Genomic DNA, 15,407 nt, shown 5'->3' with positions numbered 1-15,407 from the left:
CCACGGGTGCTCGGGAGGGCAGTCGGCGGCCCGCACCACCGGCGGATCGGGCACGTCGTTACCATGCCGGGAGAGCCCGGTACGGGCGGCGCCCGCGGGTGCTCCGGTCGGTCGGGGCTGCCCGGCGCCGGACGAGCCCCCGACCGGGTCTGCGGTGGTCATGGCTATCCACGAATTCGAACGAGAAACGGCGAGGGCACAGCACGTGGGCGAGGCGCGGCACGGCCTGACAGCGTACGGACGCGTGGGACGGGCGGCCCGCCGCCTGGCCGCGGTGCTGGCCGGCGGCACCGTCCTGCTGTCCGCCGTGCCCGCCGCCTCGGCAGCCGCGCCCGCGCGGACGGGCTTCCCCGCCGCCTCCCCCGAGTACCCGGCGACCGTGCAGATCGACTCGCTCTCCGCGCCGGTCGCGGGCGAGGGCACGATGATCACCGTCTCCGGCCGGGTCACCAACTCCGGCTCGTCCACGGTGAAGGCGGCGCACGTGGTGCTCCGCTCGCCCAAGGAGCAGCTGGACACCCGCAGCGCGATCAACCTGGTCGCCGGGCGCACCGGCCCGGGCAGCAAGGACGGCACCGTCCTGCCGGGCCACAAGGCCGACCTCGGCGACCTCGCGCCCGGCCAGTCCCGTCCGTACAGCATCCAGGTGAACCCCGGCGACCTGGGCCTGAAGTCGGCCGGCGTGTATGAGCTGGCGGTGGACGTCCGCGACGAGGACGAGGACCGGCCGCTGGGCATCGCCCGCACCTTCCTCCCGTACAACACCGCCCCGGGCGGCAAGCAGACGCAGGTCGCCACGCTGTGGCCGATCACCCACTCCCCCGAGCTGGTCGCCCAGACCATGCCGGACAACGACCAGATGCCGGTGCTGCGCGACGACAGCCTCGCCACCGAGCTCGCACCGGGCGGCCGGCTCGGCAGGCTGGTGAGCATCGGCCAGACCCTGCCCAACCTGACCTGGGTGATCGACCCGGACCTGCTCGACACGGTCTTCGCGATGACCAAGCCGTACCGGGTGCAGAAGCCCGGCACGGCGGGCGAGTCGGCGAAGGAGGAGAACACCGTCGCCGGCGTCGGCCAGAACGCGGCAACCGCCTGGCTGGCCCAGCTGCGCACCGCGGTGGCCGCCAACGGCTCGCAGGTGGTCGCGCTGCCGTACGCCGACCCGGACCTGGCCTCGATCGCCCACAACGGCAGCGGCCTGCCCGGCATGGACACCGCGCTGCGCAAGGCCGCCACGGCCGGCAAGGTCACCGCGGAGGGCCGGCTGGCGGTGGACGTCCGCGGCGGGGTCGCCTGGCCGTACCAGGGCCGGCTGGACCAGGCCACGGCCGGCGTGGCCCGCACCACCGGCTCCGACCTGGTGCTGGTGAACGGGGAGAGCATGCCGGAGTCCCGCTCCCTCTCCTACACCCCGAACGCGGCCCGGCCGATCGGCAACGGGCAGACCGCGGTGGTCGCCGACCCGGTGCTCTCCTCGCTCTTCGCCGGCGACCTCGACTCCGACCAGGCACAGAGCCTCGCCGAACAGCGCTTCCTCGCCGAGACCATGACGATCACCGGGCAGCGCCCGGACGACCAGCGCAGCCTGCTGGTGATGCCGTCCCGGACCCTGACCGTCGGCACCGCCGAGGCGCTCGCCGAGGCCCTGCGCGCGGCGTCCCAGCCGAACGGCTGGGTGGCCCCGACCCGGCTCGACGCGGTCGCCACGGCGCCCGCCGACCAGGACGCCAACAGCTCCGTCCCCGGCGACTACCCGGGCGACCTGCGGGGCTCCGAGCTGTCCTCGGCCGCGCTCGGCTCGGTGATGGGCGTGCAGACCGGGCTGGACCAGCTGCTGCTGATCCTGACCCAGCCGCAGCGCGTCCGGGGCCCGTTCAACGCGGCGATGGTCCGCTCGATGTCCACCCAGTGGCGCGACCACACGGAGGCAGGCGCCGCCTACCGGGACGGCGTGCAGAGCTACCTCGCCAACCTGGCCGCCGCGGTGAAGGTGCCCGCGAAGAGCGTGATCACGCTGCCGGGCGACAACGCCACCCTGCTCATCAGCGTCAAGAACGACCTCAACCAGGCGGTCGGCAACCTCCAGCTGCGGGTCTCCTCCTCCCAGGTCAACCGCCTCAACGTGGGCGAGGCCGCGACCGTGGTGCTGGACGCCACCACCAGCCGTACCTTCCGCTTCCCCGCCGAGGCGCAGGTCAACGGTCCGGTGCAGATGACCGCCCAGCTCTGGACGACCGGGCCGAACTCGCAGCCGTACGGCAAGCCGATCACCTTCACCGTCGAGGTCACCTCGGTGGCCAGCGGCGTCATGTACGTCATCGGCGGCGGTGTGGTGCTGATGGCGCTGGCCGGTGTCCGGTTCTACCTTCAGCGCAAGAAGCGCTCCGCGGCCGGCGAGGTCGACCTCGACCCGGAGCGGCTGCTGGAGGCGGACGAGACCCCGGCGCCCGGGGAGGACGCGGCCGAGGCCGAGCCCGTCACCGGACCGGTGTCCCGGGCGGCCGCCGAAGGCCCCGGCACCGCACCGGACGGGCCCCCGGGGGAGCCGTCCGACTCAACACCGGAGTCCGCCTCAGATGCCCGGGATCGGGCCACCGGTGATGAGAAGGTTGGTCACTGAGGGAACCCCGTCCGGGCTCCACCGACCAGCGAAGAGGTGGCATGAGCAGCGGTCCGCGCGAGGAGCGAGCACAGGGCCGGGGCGGCACCGGCAGCACGGGCGCGCCGGAGGCCGCCGAGCCCGCCGCCACCGACTGGTACGTGGACGACACCTACTCCCGTGATCCGTACGCCGACGACGCTTTCGGCAGCGCGGCCGAGCAGGACCCGTACGGGCTGCGGGCCGCCGAGGCGGCCGCGGCGCTGCCGCCGCAACAGCACGGCCCCCAGCCGGCCGAGACGCAGGCGCCGCCGCTGGGCAAGCCCGTGCCGCACTGGGCGGCCACCCCTGTCCTGACCGCCGAGCAGCCGGACGGCCCGGACGGCGACTCCGAGGACGCCGCCGACGGGCCCGGCCCGGACGACGAGGACGAGGCGGCGGCCCGGGCGGAGGCCGAAGCAGAGGCCGAGGCGGAGGCCGCCGACTACCTGGGCGTGGACGCGCTGCTCAGCGGCGACCGCAGCGCCCCCGAGCCGCAGCCCTTCGTGCCGCCGATCGAGTTCGACCCGCCCCTCACCGCGGAGGAGGCGAGCCTGCACGAGGCCCTCGCCGAGGGCACCCCGCCGCCGCCTCCGACCGCACCGCCCCGCCCGGCCGCGGCCGCCCCTCCGCCGGCCCCCGCCGAGGTCGCACCCGCCGCCCCCGCCACCGGATCGCCGGCGGCCGGCCGGATGGCGAGCCTGGTCAACTCCAGTGCGGTGATGGCCGCCGGCACGCTGGTCTCCCGCGGCACCGGCTTCCTGCGCACGATGGTGATCGCCGCCGCGATCGGCGTCGGCACCATGGGCGACTCGTACAACGCCGCCAACACCCTGCCGACGCTGCTCTACATCCTGATCGGCGGCGGCGCGCTGAACGCCGTCTTCGTGCCGCAGCTGGTCCGCAGCATGAAGAACGACGAGGACGGCGGCACCGCGTACGCCAACCGCCTGCTGACCCTGGTCGTCACCGGCCTCGCGGGGGTGGCGTTCGTCGCGGTGCTCGCCGCCCCGCTGCTCGTCCAGCTGATCTCGCACTCGCTGATGCGGGACGCCGACAGCGCCGCGACCACGGTCGCGCTGGCCAGGTACTGCCTGCCCACCATGTTCTTCATGGGGGTGCACGTGGTGATGGGGCAGATCCTCAACGCCCGCGGCCGGTTCGGCGCGATGATGTGGACGCCGGTCCTGAACAACCTCGTGGTGATCTTCACCTTCGGCGCCTACATCTGGATCTACGGCACCTTCCAGCACAGCCAGGTGACCCCGCAGACGGTCTCCCCGGAGGGCGTCCGGCTGCTCGGCATCGGCACCCTGCTCGGCCTCGCCGTCCAGGCCCTGGCGATGATCCCCTACCTGCGCGCCTCCGGGTTCTCCTTCAAGCCGCGCTTCGACTGGCGGGGCCACGGCCTCGGCAAGGCCGCCCGGCTCGCCAAGTGGACGTTCCTGTTCGTCCTCGCCAACCAGGCCGGCTTCCTGGTCGTCACCCAGCTCGCCACCGCCGCGGGCATCGCCGCCGAGGCCGACGGCCACCTCGGTGTCGGCCTCGCCGCCTACTCCAACGCCCTGCTGATCTGGCAGCTGCCGATGGCCGTGGTCACGGTGTCGGTGATGAGCGCCGTCCTCCCCCGGCTCTCCCGGGCGGCCGCCGACCACGACGCCGGCTCGGTCCGCGACGACCTGTCGTACGGGCTGCGCACCTCCGCCGTCGCGATCGTGCCCGCGGCCTTCCTCTTCCTCTCCCTCGGCCCGGTCATCGGCTACGCGGTCTACGGCCTCGGCAACGGCGGCGACGCGGCGCACGGCGCCCTGTCCATCGGCTACATGCTCTCCGCCTTCGCCCTCGGCCTGATCCCGTACTCCGTGCAGTACGTGCTGCTGCGCGGCTTCTACGCCTACGAGGACACCCGCACCCCGTTCTCCAACACCGTCTGGGTGGCGGCCTGCCAGGCCGCCACGGCCGTGCTGTGCTGGCTGGTGCTGCCCGCCCAGTGGGCGGTCACCGGCATGGCCCTGTGCTACGGCGCCTCGTACGCGGTCGGCGTCGCCGTGGCCGTCCCCCGGCTGAAGGCCAGGATCGGCGGCCTGGACACCGGCCGGATCGGCCGGACGTACGTCCGGCTGGTGATCGCCTCGCTGCCGGCCGTCGCCCTCGGCCTGGCCGTCGAGCTGCTGATGCTCGACCTGCTGGACGGCTGGCCGGCCGGCGTGCTGACCCTGGCGGTCGCCGCCGCGCTGCAGATCGGGACGTTCCTGCTGGTCGCCCGGCGGATGCGGATCGAGGAGCTGAACTCGATGCTCGGGATGGTGCGCAGCCGACTCGGCCGCTGAGCATGACATGACGTCAACCCGGTGCGGCCCGAGCGTCCGCGCCGAGTGGGGACCCCGATGACGGGCCGTCCACCGGATCGCGGATGATTGCGCAACCGGTAGGGCGGCCCAGCGGTCGTACCAGGGGAGAAACAGTGGGCACAATTGTCCTGGCGGGACCCGGGGCCCCGGCGGCCGGGCAGGCCGATTTCTCAGGACCGGGCCGGAACTAAGGGGAGGCAGGACCACGGTGGCTGATGGCACCAAGGCGGTCGTCGACACGTCCGTCGCGGACGGGGCGGCGCTGGCCGTGGCAATCGAGGACATCGCCGAGGACGGCACCGGGTCGACCGGGCCGGCGCCCGCCGACGGGGACTCTGACGACGCCTCGGACGCCGCTGACGCCGCCTCCGGCACCGCCGCAGCCACCACCCGCGACGAGGAGGCCGAGGAGGCCCGCGCAGGGTCCTCCGAGGCCGCTGGGGGGCCGTCCGGCGCCGAGGAGGGCGAGGAGGCCGGTGCCGTCCGGAAGGCCGCCTCCGAGGCCCTCGTGGCGGCCGTGACGGCACGTGAGTCCGCCCTCGAATCCGACCTCGGCTCCGACCCCGGCTCCGACGCCTCCGCCGGCGACCGGCCCGCGGCCGCCGCGCCCGCCGAGCGCGCCGAGGACGCCGAACAGCCCGAGGCGGCCGAGGAGCCCGAGGAGTCCACCGCCCAGCTCTCCGCCTCCGAACTGGCCGCCGAGCTCACCGCCCGCGGCGCTGCCGCCCCCGCCCGCCGCCCGTCCGGCCGCTCCGTCCGCACCTCCCCGACCCCGCCGGAGCGCGAGGCCCGACCCGCCGTCAGCACCGAGACCCTGGATGCGGACACCGGCACCCTGCCCGCCGCCAAGCCCGCCCCGCTCCGGCACAGCGGCGACAAGATCGGCGGCCGCTACCGGCTGGAGGAGTGCATCACCCAGTCGGAGACGTTCAGCAGCTGGCGCGCGGTCGACGAGAAGCTCCGCCGGGCCGTCGGCGTCCACCTGATGGCGGCCGGCCACCGCCGGGCCAAGGCCGTCCTCACCGCCGCCCGTGCCGCCGCACTGCTGAACGACCCGCGCTTCGTCCAGGTCCTCGACGCCGTCCAGGAGGGCGACCTGGTCTACGTCGTCCGCGAGTGGCTGCCGGACGCCTCCGACCTGGCCCAGCTGCTCTCCGACGGGCCGATGGAGCCCTACGACGCATACCAGATGGTCCGTCAGGTCACCGATGCGGTCGCCGCCGCCCACCGGCGCGGCCAGGCCCACCTGCGGCTCACCCCGCGCTGCGTGCTGCGCACCGACACCGGCCAGTACCGGATCAACGGCATCGCGGTGGACGCCGCACTGCGCGGCCTGCCCACCGAGGAGGCCGAGCGAACGGACACCCGCGCCATCGGCGCCCTGCTGTTCGCCGCGCTGACCCACCGCTGGCCCTACCCCGAGGACCGCTACGACCTGCGCGGCATGCCCAAGAGCATCGGCTGCGTCCCCCCGGACCAGGTCCGCGCCGGGGTCCACAAGGGCCTCTCCGAGCTCGCCGCCCGCGCCCTGTGCGAGCACCCGCCGCACCACCAGGACCCGATCACCAGCCCCGAGCAGCTGGCCAAGGCGATCGCGCTGATGCCGAAGATCCGGCAGCCCGAGCAGCCCGCGCCCGCGTTCACCGCCAAGCCGAAGCCCAAGCCGCAGCCCGCGCCGCACACCGCGGCCGCCCGGCCCGCCCCGCACCCCCGGCCCGGGCACCACCCGGCCCACCAGGACACCACCGCGCCCGCCAGCCCGCGGCCCCGTCGTCGGCGCCGCAGGCTGCTGCGGACGGCGCTGCGGGCCACCGCCTCGCTGGTGGCGCTGACCGCGATCGTCGTCGGCTCCTGGCAGGCCGTCGAACACCTCAACCGGAACAAGGACGAGCAGGGCGCCCCGCCCGCCCGGCAGTCCTCCGCGGCGCCGGCCCAGCAGTCCTCCGCGCCGCTCGCGGGCGTCACCCTCGACTTCACGCCGATCTCGTTCAACGCCTACGGCGACGAGAAGGCCGAGCACGCCGGCGCGCTGCCCAACGTCAAGGACGGCAAGACCGACACCGTCTGGTCCACGCAGTCCTACCAGGACCCCTTCACGGCCGGCGGCTACAAGCCCGGCACCGGCCTGCTCCTGGACCTCGGCACCGCCCGTGCGGTCGGCTCGGTCGACGTGAAGACGGCCGGCGGCAGCCACACGGTCGAGCTGAAGGCCGCTCCCGGCGCCTCCTCCGCACCCCAGGTCAGCGCTGCGGGCTTCGCGTCCTTCGGCAACGCCGTCGCCACCGAGAGCGGCACCGACCTCCACCTCAAGCCCGCGAAGCCGATCACCACCCGCTACCTCTTGATCTGGCTGACCGCCATCCCCAACGATGGTGGCGGCTACCAGGGCAAGGTCGCCGAGATCACGGTGAACGGCTGAGCGAGAACGGGCAGGGGGTGGCGGACATGGCGGAGGAGTCCTCCGACGCCGATCTGCTGGCCCGGCACGTCGCCGGCGACCCCGACGCCTTCGGCCTCCTCGTCCGGCGCCACCGGGACCGGCTCTGGGCCGTCGCACTGCGCACCCTCGGCGACCGCGAGGAGGCCGCCGACGCCCTGCAGGACGCGATGGTGTCCGCGTTCCGGTCCGCCCACACCTTCCAAGGCCGCTCCCAGGTCACCACCTGGCTGCACCGCATCGTGGTCAACGCCTGCCTCGACCGCGCCCGCCGGGCGGCCTCCCGCCGCGCCGGATCGCTGGACGAGGACCCGCAGCGGCTCGACGCCGCCCTCGGCACCGCCGAGGCCACCGACACCGCGGTCGTCCGGGCCGAGCTCCAGCGCGAGGTCACCGACGCGCTGTCCGCGCTGCCGGTGGAGCAGCGTGCCGCGCTCGTCCTGGTCGACATGCAGGGGTACTCGGTCGCCGAGGCCTCCGCGGTGCTGGGCGTGCCCGTCGGCACCGTCAAGAGCCGCTGCGCCCGCGGCCGGGCCCGCCTCCTGCCGCTCGTCCGCCATCTGCGCGGCGGCGATGTTTCACGTGAAACCGCCGAGGACGGCTCCCCCGGCGACGCGGCCCGCGCACGTGTTTCACGTGAAACGGCGGCGAAGCGCGGGAACCCGTCCGGCCCCGGCACCGTCCCAGGTACGGACGCCGCCGGACGCCGAACACTGCTGGAAGGAGATGCGAAGAAGCGATGACGCCGCACACGCCTTCCTCCCCGTCCGCACCCGAGCCCCGGCATCCCGACATCGAGGCACTGGCCGACCTCGCCGAGCAGCTCACCGACCCGGCCGACGAACCGGCGCTCCGCGCCCACCTCGCCGAGTGCGCGGAGTGCGCGGACACCTTCGCCGCGCTCGCCGAGGTCCAGGATCTGCTCGGCTGCGTCGACGCCCCGCCCATGCCCGAGGACGTCGCCCTCCGGATCGACACCGCCCTCGCCGCAGCCCGCACCGAGGCCGCCGACACCGCGGCCGGCCCTCCCGGCGGGCCGGGGAAGGCCGCCGGCCGGCTCCCCCGGACGGCAGGGCGTACCTCCGCCGAGACCGGCCCCGCGGGCCCCTCCGGCACCGCGGGCACCGGCCCAGGCCGCGGCCGCCGCAGGCGGCGTGCCCGCATCGCCCTCGCCACCGCCGCTGCGGCCGTCGCGATCGGCTTCGGCGCGCTGCTCGTCCCCATCACCTCCCAGAACGGCGGCACCGCGAGCGACGCACCGGCCGACAGCGCCGCCCGGCCCGCCGTCGGCGGGGCACAGCAGCCCGCCCTCGGCAGCAGCACCGAATTCAGCGACCAGGCCCTCGCGGCCCAGGTCCGGCAGCTGCTCGACGCGGCCTCGGCCACCCCCTCGGCAGGCACCCCCAAGACACCCGAAGGACTGACCCAGGGCGGCGGCCGGCCGGCCGCCGGCGCCTCCGCCCCGGCCTGCGCCGCCGCGATCACCGGCCAGGGCGAGCGAGCCCCGCTCGCCGCCGCGCCCGGCAGCTACCACTCCTCCCCCGTCACCGCCCTGGTCTATGCCGTCCCCGGTACGAGCGACGAGGTCGACGTCTACCTGATCACTCCGGACTGCTCGGCCCCGGGCGTCCTGCTGCACCGCACCCTCCCCGCCCGCTGACCTCACCCGCCCGTCCGGGCCCGGGTCCGCCACCGGAAAGCGGTCACCCATCGGAACATCCGCTCCCACAGTGCGGTCACGTGGTACAGCCGGGCCCGGGAATGCGGGAGACTGGGCAGTCGTTGTCCCGGGCGGCGGAGCAGGACCGCCCTCCCCGCACCAGCGCGGGTCGCGAAGCGAACCAGGAGACTCAGTGAGCGACGTCCGAAACGTGATCATCATCGGTTCCGGCCCCGCCGGGTACACCGCTGCGCTGTACACCGCACGTGCCTCCCTCAAGCCGCTGGTCTTCGAGGGCGCGGTCACCGCCGGCGGCGCGCTGATGAACACCACCGAGGTCGAGAACTTCCCCGGCTACCGCGACGGCATCATGGGCCCGGAGCTCATGGACAACATGCGCGCCCAGGCCGAGAAGTTCGGCGCCGAGCTCGTGCCGGACGACATCGTCTCCGTCGACCTCACCGGCGACGTCAAGACCGTCACCGACTCCGAGGGCACCGTCCACCGCGCCCGCGCCGTGATCGTCGCCACCGGCTCCCAGCACCGCAAGCTCGGTCTGCCCCGCGAGGACGTGCTCTCCGGCCGCGGCGTCTCCTGGTGCGCCACCTGCGACGGCTTCTTCTTCCGCGACCAGGACATCGCGGTCGTCGGCGGCGGCGACACCGCCCTCGAAGAGGCCACCTTCCTCTCCCGCTTCGCCCGCAGCGTCACGGTCGTCCACCGCCGCGACTCGCTGCGTGCCTCCAAGGCGATGCAGGAGCGCGCGTTCGCCGACCCGAAGATCACCTTCGCCTGGGACAGCGCCGTCCAGGAGATCCACGGCGACCCGAAGCTCACCGGCCTGACCCTGCGCGACACCACCACCGGCGAGACCCGCGAGCTCCCGGTCACCGGCCTGTTCATCGCCATCGGCCACGACCCGCGCACCGAGCTCTTCACCGGCCAGCTCGACCTGGACGCCGAGGGCTACCTCAAGGTCGAGGCCCCCTCCACCCGCACCAACATCCCCGGCGTCTTCGGCGCCGGCGACGTCGTCGACCACACCTACCGCCAGGCCATCACCGCGGCCGGCACCGGCTGCGCCGCCGCCCTCGACGCCGAGCGCTACCTCGCCTCGCTCGCGGACCTGGAGGCCCAGGCCGCCGCCGTCGCGGTCTGACCGCCGCCCCCGAAACAGAACAGCCCTCGCGGTTGTTATCCCGTCCGAAGGTGCCGAGCCGCCCGCAGAGGCGGCCAGGCACCGCCTCGTCCGTGACCCCAAGGAGAGTTCCGTGGCCGGCGCCACCATCAACGTGACCGACGCGACCTTCGACGCCGAGGTGCTCAAGAGCGACAAGCCCGTCCTGGTCGACTTCTGGGCCACCTGGTGCGGCCCGTGCCGCCAGGTCGCCCCGATCCTGGAGGAGATCGCCGCCGAGCACAGCGACAAGCTGACCATCGCCAAGCTCGACGTCGACAACAACCAGCAGACCGCTGCCGCCTACAACGTCATCTCGATCCCGACGCTGAACGTGTACCAGAACGGCGAGCTGGTGAAGACCATCACCGGCGCCCGCCCGAAGGCCGCCCTGCTCCGCGAGCTGGCCGAGTTCATCTGAGCCGACGCCGTTCGCCGCGGAGGGCCCCCGGAGGATCCGGGGGCCCTCCGGCGTTCCTGCGGTCGGACGCACCCACGGCACGTGGCGCCGGCGCGACCCGCACGAGCCGCTCAGAACGGCCGCAGCGCGGGTTCCTTCCGCGCCCCGCCCAGCAGCCGCTCCAGCGCCCCCTCGACGTCGCTGCGCCAGGTGAGCGTCGTCCGTGCCTCCAGCCGCAGCCGCGGGTAGCGGTGGTGCGGCCGCACCGTCTTGAAGCCCACCGCGAGCAGGTGGTCGGCCGGCAGCACACAGCTCGGTGTCGGGCGCCCGACCGCCCCGAAGGCCTCGATCGCCCGCACTCCCCTGTGGAGCAGGTCCTTGGCCACCGCCTGGACCAGCACCCGGCCCAGCCCCTGCCGCTGGTAGCCCGGCACCACCCGGCTGATCATCAGCTGAACGGCGTCCGGCGAGACCGGGCTCGTCGGGAACGACTGCGACCGCGGCACGTACGCGGGCGGTGCGTACAGCACGAACCCCGCCGGGACGTCGTCCACGTAGACGATCCGCCCGCAGGAGCCCCACTGCAGCAGCACCGCCGAGATCCACCCCTCCTTCTCGAGCTCCCCCTTGCCCCCGTCCACCGCCGCCCGCCCGCTGACCGGGTCGAGTTCCCAGAACACGCACGAGCGGCAGCCGTCCGGCAGATCGGCCAGGTTGTCCAGCGTCAGCGGAGCGAGCCTGCGACCCACGCCCCACACCTCCTCCGGCTCGGTCCCACACCACGAGCTTGCTCCGAAAAACGCGAGGGGTGCACGTTTCACGTGAAACATGCACCCACTCGTCCGTTTCCCGGCGGGCCGCCGGTCAGCCCTGGGAGAGTCGCAGCCCGTCCTCGCCGGGGGCGAGGCTGTCGAGGATCCGGTTCAGATCCTCGACCGAGCCGAACTCCAGCACGACCTTGCCCTTGCCGAGCTTGCCGTTGCGCTGCGAGACCTCGACCTTCACCCGGGTCTCGAACCGGTCGGAGAGCCGACCGGCGAGGTCGTCGAAGGCCGGCGAGAGGACCCGCCCGGCTCGCGGCGCCGCCGACCGCTTCGGCTTCTCCTCGGCGGTCATCAGCCTGACGATCTCCTCGGTGGTGCGCACCGAGAGGCCTTCCTCGTTGACCCGCTTCGCCAGCGCCTCCTGCCGTTCGGCGTCCGGCACTCCGAGCAGCGCCCGGGCATGCCCGGCGGTCAGCACACCGGATGCGACCCGGCGCTGCACCACCGGCGGGAGGTTCAGCAGCCGCAGGGTGTTGGAGACGTGCGACCGCGAGCGGCCGATCCGGTCGGCCAGCTGGTCGTGGGTGCAGGAGAAGTCCCGCAGCAGCTGGTCGTAGGCGGCCGCCTCCTCCAGCGGGTTGAGCTCCGCCCGGTGGAGGTTCTCCAGCAGCGCGTCCAGCAGGAGCTTGTCGTCCTCGGTGGCGCGGACGATCGCCGGGATCACGTCGAGCCCGGCCTCCTGGGAGGCCCGCCAGCGCCGCTCGCCCATGATCAGCTCGTAGCGGTCCGCCCCGACCTGCCGGACGACCACGGGCTGGAGCAGGCCCACCTCCTTGATCGAGGTGACCAGCTCCCTGAGCTTGTCCTCGTCGAAGACCTCGCGGGGCTGCCGGGGGTTGGGCGTGATGGCGTCCAGCGGCAGCTCGGCGAAGCGCGCGCCGTCGACCGGGGCCAGCGCGGGCTCCGGCAGGCTGCGCGCATGTGCCTCTGCCGCCAGCTCCCGCAGGCTCTCCGCGGCGGCCTGGGCCGCCACCGTGCCGCGACCGGCCGGCAGGACGGGGACGGCCGTCGCCGCTGCCCCGTCGGCCACCGGCACCGTCTCCGGCACCGCCGCTGCGGGCCCGGCCGGCAGAAGCGCCCCCAGACCCCTGCCCAGTCCCCTGCGACCACCACTCACCGGTTGCCCTCCATCGTGCCGTGCTGTGCCACCGCGGCGCTCGCCGCTCCGGCAGCGGTCCGCTGCTGCCCGACCGCACCGTAGCCCGCCGCGGCCCCGGCGGCGAAACCGACCTCCGCGGCCCGCAGCGCGATCTCCCGGGCAGCCTCCAGGTAGGAGAGCGCGCCGGTGGAGCCGGGGTCGTAGGTGAGGACGGTCTGCCCGTAGCTGGGCGCCTCGGAGATGCGGACGGAACGCGGGATGGCCGTCCGCAGCACCTCGTTCTCGAAGTGGGTGCGGACCTCCTCGGCGACCTGGGCGGCCAGCCGGGTGCGGGCGTCGTACATGGTGAGCAGGATGGTGGAGACGTGCAGCGCCGGGTTGAGGTGGGCGCGCACCAGCTCGACGTTCCGCAGCAGCTGGCCCAGACCCTCCAGCGCGTAGTACTCGCACTGGATCGGGATCAGCACCTCCTGGCCGGCGACCAGGGCGTTGACGGTCAGCAGGCCGAGCGAGGGCGGGCAGTCGATGAGGATGTAGTCCAGCGGCTGCTCGTAGGCGGCGATGGCGCGCTGGAGGCGGCTCTCCCGGGCGACCAGCGAGACGAGCTCGATCTCCGCGCCGGCCAGGTCGATGGTGGCCGGGCAGCAGAACAGCCCCTCCACGTCGATCACGGGCTGGACGACGTCGGCGAGCGGCTTGCCCTCCACCAGGACGTCGTAGATCGACGGCACCTCGGCGTGGTGGTCGATGCCGAGCGCCGTGGAGGCGTTGCCCTGCGGGTCGAGGTCGACGACCAGCACGCGCAGTCCGTGCATGGCGAGGCCGGCGGCCAGGTTGACGGTGGTGGTGGTCTTGCCCACCCCGCCCTTCTGGTTGGCCACCACGATCACCCGGGTCGCGGCCGGCCTGGGCAGCCCCTCCTCTGCCCGCCCGATGGCCTGGACGGCAGCCTGGGCGGCGCGCCCGATCGGCGTGTCGTCGATCTGGTGGATGGTCTCCGAGTCCTGCATGGGGGTCAGTGTTTCACGTGAAACCGGAGCGGCAACAGTCACCGCCATGGCGCGGTCGAGGATTCCGGGGAGCATTGAGCGACGTTTCACGTGAAACACCATGCCCGGAATGTCATAAATCTGACGGTGCGACACTCCGTACCCGCCCCGACGCCACCCGGTCGGCGAACAGCCACCCACGGACAGCCGAACGAGGGCTCCCACCAGGGGAAACAGCGGAGCGGGCAGCCCGAGGGCCACCCGCTCCGAAATCCCTGCCGCGCCCCGGTCAGCGCCGGCGGCGCGCCCCGCCGCGGCCGCCCTCCCGGGCACCCCGGCCGGCCCGCGCGGCCTTCGCCCGCCGAGTGGCGGCCTTCACACCGCCGGGGCTCTCGCCCGCCTCCACCCGGACCACCCGGGTCGAGGTCTCCAGCGTCCCCTCACCGACCGAGATCACCGACCAGCTCACCGCACCCAGCCGGGTCAGTGCCGAGCGCGAGTCCGCGATCTCCTGCTCCGCGGTGTCGCCCTTGAGCGCCAGCATCTGGCCGTACGGGCGCAGCAGCGGCATGCCCCAGCCGGCCAGCCGGTCCAGCGGGGCCACGGCCCGCGCCGTCACGACGTCGACGGCGACCTTGCCGACCATCTCCTCGGCCCGGCCGCGCAGCACGGTGACGTTCTCCAGGCCGAGCTCGCGGACCACCTCCTCCAGGAAGGTCGTCCGCCGCAGCAGCGGCTCCAGGAGCGTCACCGAGACGTCCGGGCGGGCCATCGCCACCGGGATGCCCGGCAGGCCCGCCCCGGAGCCGACGTCGCACAGCGAGGCGTTCGCCGGCAGCAGTTCGGCCAGCACGGCGCAGTTCAGCACATGGCGGTCCCACAGCCGGGGCACCTCCCGCGGGCCGATCAGCCCGCGCTGCACGCCGGCCGTGGCCAGCAGTTCGGTGTACCGCACCGCGACCGGCAGCCGATCGCCGAAGATGCCGCTCGCCGAGGCCGGGGGCTCGCCCGGACCCTCCGCCGCCGCGGCACCGCTCCCCTCCACGCCCTCCGCCGGAGCACCCGCGCCGGGCGCGTCCTCCGACGGCCCGCCCTCGGTCGCCACGCCGTCCGTCTCCATGTCAGCCTCTCCGCTCACCGTATCCACCCCACATCAGGCATCCCATCCTCACGCGGGCCCCGGCCCCGCGCGCAAACCGGGCCGTACGAACCGTCCCCGAAGGGACGACGACCCCGCCCGCACACGGCGGACGGGGTCGCTCGACACGGCACCGGCGTCAGTTCGGCAGCACGACCACGCACCGCTGGGGCTCCTCGCCCTCCGACTCGCTGCGCAGCCCGGCGGCGGCGACGGCGTCGTGCACCACCTTGCGCTCGAACGGGGTCATCGGCTTGAGCTTCACCTGCTCGCCGGTGGACTTCGCCTGCTCGGCGGCCTTGGCACCCAGCGCCGCCAGCTCGGACCGCTTGCGCGCCCGGAAGCCCGCGATGTCCAGCATCAGGCGGCTGCGCTCGCCGGTCTCCCGGTGCACCGCCAGGCGGGTCAGCTCCTGCAGCGCCTCCAGCACCTCGCCGTCCTGGCCGACCAGCCGCTGCAGCGCCCGGTCGGTGCCTTCGCTGACGATCGAGACCAGCGCCCGGTCGCCCTCGACGTCCATGTCGATGTCGCCGTCCAGGTCCGCGATGTCCAGCAGACCCTCCAGGTAGTCGGCGGCGATGTCGCCCTCGCGCTCCAGCCGGGCCACGAGGCCTTCGCCGGACTCCACTCCTGCCTCGACGTCGACGGCGGAGGTGGTGCCTTCCGTCACTGATGGACTCCTTCGGGGATG

General features: G+C 74.1%; 12 protein-coding genes. 7 read left to right on the top strand and 5 right to left on the bottom strand.

Annotated elements, in window-relative coordinates; translation table 11 throughout:
- The first annotated feature begins 244 nt into the window (after positions 1 to 244).
- From AB0M03_RS29360 to trxA, 7 genes are all read left to right on the top strand, one after another.
- Positions 245 to 2,623 (top strand): DUF6049 family protein, encoded by a 2,379-nt coding sequence (locus AB0M03_RS29360; RefSeq protein WP_363496538.1) that lies wholly within the window; start codon positions 245 to 247, stop codon positions 2,621 to 2,623.
- A 41-nt stretch (positions 2,624 to 2,664) separates the two neighbouring features.
- Positions 2,665 to 4,971, top strand: coding sequence for a murein biosynthesis integral membrane protein MurJ (murJ, locus tag AB0M03_RS29355; protein WP_363496535.1), 2,307 nt, complete (start codon positions 2,665 to 2,667; stop codon positions 4,969 to 4,971).
- Between the two features lie 229 nt (positions 4,972 to 5,200).
- Positions 5,201 to 7,411 (top strand): protein kinase family protein, encoded by a 2,211-nt coding sequence (locus AB0M03_RS29350; RefSeq protein ID WP_363496532.1) that lies wholly within the window; start codon positions 5,201 to 5,203, stop codon positions 7,409 to 7,411.
- Between the two features lie 26 nt (positions 7,412 to 7,437).
- The gene (sigM, locus tag AB0M03_RS29345) at positions 7,438 to 8,172 is read left to right on the top strand and encodes an RNA polymerase sigma factor SigM (protein WP_363496529.1); all 735 of its coding nucleotides are present in this window, start codon (positions 7,438 to 7,440) and stop codon (positions 8,170 to 8,172) included.
- Positions 8,169 to 9,089, top strand: coding sequence for a hypothetical protein (locus AB0M03_RS29340; RefSeq protein ID WP_363496526.1), 921 nt, complete (start codon positions 8,169 to 8,171; stop codon positions 9,087 to 9,089). Before sigM ends, AB0M03_RS29340 begins: the two co-directional genes overlap by 4 nt.
- A 193-nt stretch (positions 9,090 to 9,282) precedes the next feature.
- Positions 9,283 to 10,248 carry a thioredoxin-disulfide reductase gene (gene trxB, locus AB0M03_RS29335; RefSeq protein WP_363496523.1) on the top strand — a complete coding sequence of 322 codons (966 nt, stop codon included), beginning with the start codon at positions 9,283 to 9,285 and terminating at the stop codon, positions 10,246 to 10,248.
- A 112-nt stretch (positions 10,249 to 10,360) separates the two neighbouring features.
- Positions 10,361 to 10,687 carry a thioredoxin gene (gene trxA, locus AB0M03_RS29330; RefSeq protein ID WP_363496520.1) on the top strand — a complete coding sequence of 109 codons (327 nt, stop codon included), beginning with the start codon at positions 10,361 to 10,363 and terminating at the stop codon, positions 10,685 to 10,687.
- A gap of 110 nt (positions 10,688 to 10,797) precedes the next feature.
- Here trxA and AB0M03_RS29325 read toward each other — a convergent pair whose 3' ends face one another.
- From AB0M03_RS29325 to AB0M03_RS29305, 5 genes are all read right to left on the bottom strand, one after another.
- Entirely contained in the window at positions 10,798 to 11,415 is a 618-nt protein-coding gene (locus tag AB0M03_RS29325) for a GNAT family N-acetyltransferase (RefSeq protein ID WP_363496518.1), read from the bottom strand.
- 115 nt (positions 11,416 to 11,530) lie between these two features.
- Positions 11,531 to 12,607, bottom strand: coding sequence for a ParB/RepB/Spo0J family partition protein (locus AB0M03_RS29320; RefSeq protein WP_363496516.1), 1,077 nt, complete (start codon positions 12,605 to 12,607; stop codon positions 11,531 to 11,533).
- Positions 12,604 to 13,572, bottom strand: coding sequence for a ParA family protein (locus tag AB0M03_RS29315; protein WP_363496597.1), 969 nt, complete (start codon positions 13,570 to 13,572; stop codon positions 12,604 to 12,606). The genes AB0M03_RS29320 and AB0M03_RS29315 overlap by 4 nt, the downstream gene beginning before the upstream one ends.
- Positions 13,573 to 13,867: 295 nt before the next feature.
- Complete coding sequence (gene rsmG, locus AB0M03_RS29310) at positions 13,868 to 14,698, bottom strand: 16S rRNA (guanine(527)-N(7))-methyltransferase RsmG (protein WP_363496513.1); 831 nt, start codon at positions 14,696 to 14,698, stop codon at positions 13,868 to 13,870.
- A 157-nt stretch (positions 14,699 to 14,855) separates the two neighbouring features.
- Positions 14,856 to 15,344: a R3H domain-containing nucleic acid-binding protein gene (locus tag AB0M03_RS29305; RefSeq protein ID WP_363496595.1), complete on the bottom strand. Its 489-nt coding sequence runs from the start codon at positions 15,342 to 15,344 to the stop codon at positions 14,856 to 14,858.
- Positions 15,345 to 15,407: the final 63 nt, after the last annotated feature.

The organism is Kitasatospora sp. NPDC051914 (genome assembly GCF_040680995.1).
Taxonomy (GTDB): Bacteria; Actinomycetota; Actinomycetes; order Streptomycetales; family Streptomycetaceae; genus Kitasatospora.
The sequence above is the reverse complement of the archived record's forward strand: the minus strand, read 5'-3'. Positions and strand labels throughout refer to the sequence as shown.